This window comes from Sphingobacterium sp. UT-1RO-CII-1, from assembly GCF_026711005.1.
GTDB lineage: Bacteria > Bacteroidota > Bacteroidia > Sphingobacteriales > Sphingobacteriaceae > Sphingobacterium.
This window is the reverse complement of the sequence record NZ_JAPPVJ010000019.1, coordinates 1-3,288: the sequence shown is the minus strand read 5'-3', so window position 1 is coordinate 3,288 and position 3,288 is coordinate 1. Positions and strand designations below refer to the sequence as shown.

Annotated in this window: 8 protein-coding genes; 6 read left to right on the top strand and 2 right to left on the bottom strand. The window is 36.7% G+C overall.

From position 1 onward, the window contains the following. Window positions 1-86: 86 nt before the first annotated feature. The 5 genes from ORI89_RS19085 to ORI89_RS19065 are packed head-to-tail and all read left to right on the top strand — an operon-like array spanning window position 87 to window position 2,192. Window positions 87-371 (top strand): hypothetical protein, encoded by a 285-nt coding sequence (locus ORI89_RS19085; RefSeq protein WP_268232120.1) that lies wholly within the window; start codon window positions 87-89, stop codon window positions 369-371. Window positions 372-377: 6 nt separating this feature from the next. Beyond that, the gene (locus ORI89_RS19080; RefSeq protein ID WP_268232119.1) at window positions 378-662 is read left to right on the top strand and encodes a hypothetical protein; all 285 of its coding nucleotides are present in this window, start codon (window positions 378-380) and stop codon (window positions 660-662) included. A 4-nt stretch (window positions 663-666) separates the two neighbouring features. Continuing rightward, window positions 667-1,119, top strand: coding sequence for a lysozyme (locus ORI89_RS19075; protein WP_268232118.1), 453 nt, complete (start codon window positions 667-669; stop codon window positions 1,117-1,119). 6 nt (window positions 1,120-1,125) lie between these two features. Further along, the gene (locus tag ORI89_RS19070; protein ID WP_268232117.1) at window positions 1,126-1,656 is read left to right on the top strand and encodes a phage holin family protein; all 531 of its coding nucleotides are present in this window, start codon (window positions 1,126-1,128) and stop codon (window positions 1,654-1,656) included. Further along, complete coding sequence (locus ORI89_RS19065) at window positions 1,653-2,192, top strand: hypothetical protein (protein WP_268232116.1); 540 nt, start codon at window positions 1,653-1,655, stop codon at window positions 2,190-2,192. The genes ORI89_RS19070 and ORI89_RS19065 overlap by 4 nt, the downstream gene beginning before the upstream one ends. A 3-nt stretch (window positions 2,193-2,195) precedes the next feature. Here the strand turns inward: ORI89_RS19065 and ORI89_RS19060 are convergent, their stop codons facing one another. Together ORI89_RS19060 and ORI89_RS19055 are read right to left on the bottom strand one after the other, a co-directional pair. After that, window positions 2,196-2,402 carry a hypothetical protein gene (locus ORI89_RS19060; RefSeq protein ID WP_268232115.1) on the bottom strand — a complete coding sequence of 69 codons (207 nt, stop codon included), beginning with the start codon at window positions 2,400-2,402 and terminating at the stop codon, window positions 2,196-2,198. Next, on the bottom strand, window positions 2,393-2,539 hold the full coding sequence (locus tag ORI89_RS19055) for a hypothetical protein (RefSeq protein ID WP_268232114.1): 147 nt from the start codon (window positions 2,537-2,539) through the stop codon (window positions 2,393-2,395). Before ORI89_RS19055 ends, ORI89_RS19060 begins: the two co-directional genes overlap by 10 nt. 325 nt (window positions 2,540-2,864) lie before the next feature. Here ORI89_RS19055 and ORI89_RS19050 point away from each other — a divergent pair, with 325 nt between their 5' ends. Continuing rightward, a complete protein-coding gene (locus tag ORI89_RS19050) occupies window positions 2,865-3,140 on the top strand; it encodes a hypothetical protein (RefSeq protein ID WP_268232113.1) in 276 nt (91 codons plus the stop codon). Window positions 3,141-3,288: the final 148 nt, after the last annotated feature.

Genomic DNA, 3,288 nt, shown 5'->3' with positions numbered 1-3,288 from the left:
TAACGGGTACTGTTACGGGTTTTTGGGGTATCGCTATATACATAAAAGCAACAAATAAATGGTTTTTAGCATCAAATTAAATACAAATGAATAAACAAGAAAATAAAAGAGTGTTCAAGTTCGAGGAACTTGCATACAAGGATTTAAAAGGGGAAAAGATTGTAATTCCATTAGATAGCAAACAGTTGGCGGAGGGGCTATTTAATCATATCGATTCGCTAGAGTTCGACCTGTTTGTACGGAATCTTTACGACAAAGGTAAAGCAGAATTTTCGGACGAATTAGAATCTAAGATACTAGCCTTGCTGCCTAGCATTTGGATATACAGGGTTAACGAAGCTATCAAAGAATTATTTAACAAAGCAAAATAAAAAATCATGGCAAATCAAAAAATTGAAAGAACCGTAGTAAGCACTACAACGCAAGAGCAAAGCACCGCAGAATTAAACGGTTGGAATCTTAATTTCACGTCACAAATAGATGGCGGAACAGTTCAATCCGTAAATGTGTGGGGGAATAAAGGCGATCATAGTGTGAATGCCTCTATTAATCAAGACGGATATATCAATATTGGATTTAATCAAGGTGGGCGAGATGAAGTGTTGATAAATGCGTTAATGGATGAGTTAGAGGAAATGATAAGCGATACATCAACAGAGTAATAAAATGAGAGTAGGAGAAAAAGGTCTGTCGTTAATAAAGAAGTTCGAGGGATGGTATAGTAAGCCATACCTCGACCCAATAGGTATTCCAACTATTGGATATGGTTTTACCTACTATTTGCCATCTAGAAAGAAGGTGACAATGCAGGACAAGGCTTTGACATTACAAGAGGGTGAAGTTATGTTGAAGGAAGTACTTAAGGGGTACGAAGGCGATGTTTTGCGCTTGGTGAAAAAGCCGTTGACACAAAATCAATTTGATGCGCTGGTGAGCTTTACTTATAATCTAGGAGGTTATAATTTGAGCAAATCAACGCTGCTTAAGAAAATCAATATCAATCCCAATGATTCAGCAATAGCAGGCGAATTTGTAAAGTGGAATAGAGCAGGCGGAGCGGTGTTAAAGGGTCTTACAAGAAGACGTGAAGCCGAAAGAGATCTGTATTTTAAAGAGTAAGATGTTATGAAAAGTATTGAAAAAATACAGCCGTTAGTTGACAAGTTTGTCAGCAGCGTTAAAGGAGTTTTTACAAGCATTTACGGGTGGTTCTCTATGTTTTTTGGAATGGTGGTGTTTACCGATAAGTTAGAGGTTATAGCGTTTTTTTTCGTTCTTTTTCTGTTGTTAGATTACGTTACTGGAATAGGTGCTTCCTGGATAGAGCATAAAAGAGACCCAGAAAAGAATATTGAAGTATATCACGTTGAGTCGGAAAAGCTGAGAGCTAGCGCTATTAAGATTGTAGGGTACGGTTTGATAATGATGTTCGCGTACTTTCTCAATGCTGTAGTTTTTCAAGATCACGTAAAAGTCTTTGGATATACGCCTCCCATGCCTGTTTTTGAAATAGCGTTATTGGGGTGTGCTGTAACCGAATTTTGGTCTAATATCGAGAATATTAAACGAGCTGGATTTGATATTGTAGGTGGATTTATAAATTTTGTGAAACAGGCATGGTCATTAGTAAGGCAGGTGAAAGGAGAGAAAGAATGAGAGCACTTTACTTAATTTTAATCTGCGCCCTGCTGTCGGGGTGCGGATTGTTTAAAAAGACAACGAAGTCTAGCGACAGTCGTAAAGCTGAGCATGAAGTGGTTAATAATGTTGAGGAAACTAAACAGGAAGACACCTCTAAAAAAGAGTCTGAAAACACAAATACAAACGAAAAGTCAAACGAGCAGCAAACGCACAATATTGACAGTGACACCCAGGTAACCGCTGACGAAATAAATGTCGATAAGGATGGCAATATCTCTGCTAAGGGAAACGCTAAGTTAGATCAAAAGCGCAAGGATAAAGGCACTAAAGACAAGGCTAGCGAGACCAATATCAATACGAATAAGGCTATCGAGGAAACAGGAAAAACGACCGAGCAAATCAAAGGCGAGTATAAAGAAAAGAGTAAGGAGAAAGAGAAGAGCAAAGAAAGTGAGGTAGAGCCTAGTGGTAAAGGTATAATGTTCGGGGCAATCGGCGTTCTAATTGTTGTTTTTGGGGTGTTGTGGTATTTCGGAATTAAAAGAAAATAGTCTTTATGGAACCTTCCAAATTTTTTCCTGTGCTACAGTAGCCCCATATTTTGTTAGCATTTCCTCCATTTTATCCAGGCTGATAGAATGGCCCTCTGCAAGTCTACGTTTCCATCCTGCTACAGTAGAGCGATCAACTCCTAGCTTCTTGTATACACCTCTTTCGCTGAGCATCTGAGCAAAAGCCTCCCGTGTTCCTGTTACTTCCATAAGTAAATTAATATTGCTAATAAAGCGACTGTTACAGCGATATCTAGCCATGTAATCACAAAATGAAACTTCATGTCGACCTCCGCTTCATCTCCACGTAGCCACGCTTTTAAAAAATTGATAATCTGAGTAATCATATTTATCTTTGTTTTAGTGTAAGGATAAAGAGAGTTCCGAGAGCCTAGCTCTCGGAGGGTTTTTACAAGATTATCCACTTAAGGATTTTTCTGACCGTTTTGAATTTTAGTCTGACCACTACTTCAAAACCTCTCTTGGTTACCTTGACTTTAACCATATACAAATATACAAAATGTTTTCAGATTTGCAAACGTTTTGTATATTTGTTTTCAATTAATTTCATCATTAAATTTCTGTAAAATAAACTGTTACATTAAAAGACCTCTGTCGTAGACCATGGAATATTATGGTTATATTTGTAGTATAAAGTAAAATAATTAAAACATGACAACAGGATTAACAAAGCAATTAACTCAACAAGAGTACGACATGATCATCAACTTTGTGACAAAAAATTTAGAAGAGATGAAATCGCATGATGAAGAATATGAAGAATTAACACCTTTTTATATCTGTAACAATTTTCTTCATAAAAATTATGGTAACATGAATAACCCTCAATCGGTGTCAATTCAGATTAATAAGTGGAATAAGAATAGAATTCCGCAATCGCTACAAGATTTTATTCAAAAAGAGCTTAATATTTCATTAGAAATGTAAGTCAATTGATTGTTTCAAAGTAAAACCTAACTTCAACCTCTCTTTCCTCCAATAAGCCGTAACGCTTTGCAAATTTGTATTGTGTTGAGTCTCTATTCAAAGACTTGATAAAGCCTGCTATTACCTTTCTAAAAGATTCTAGGGGCAT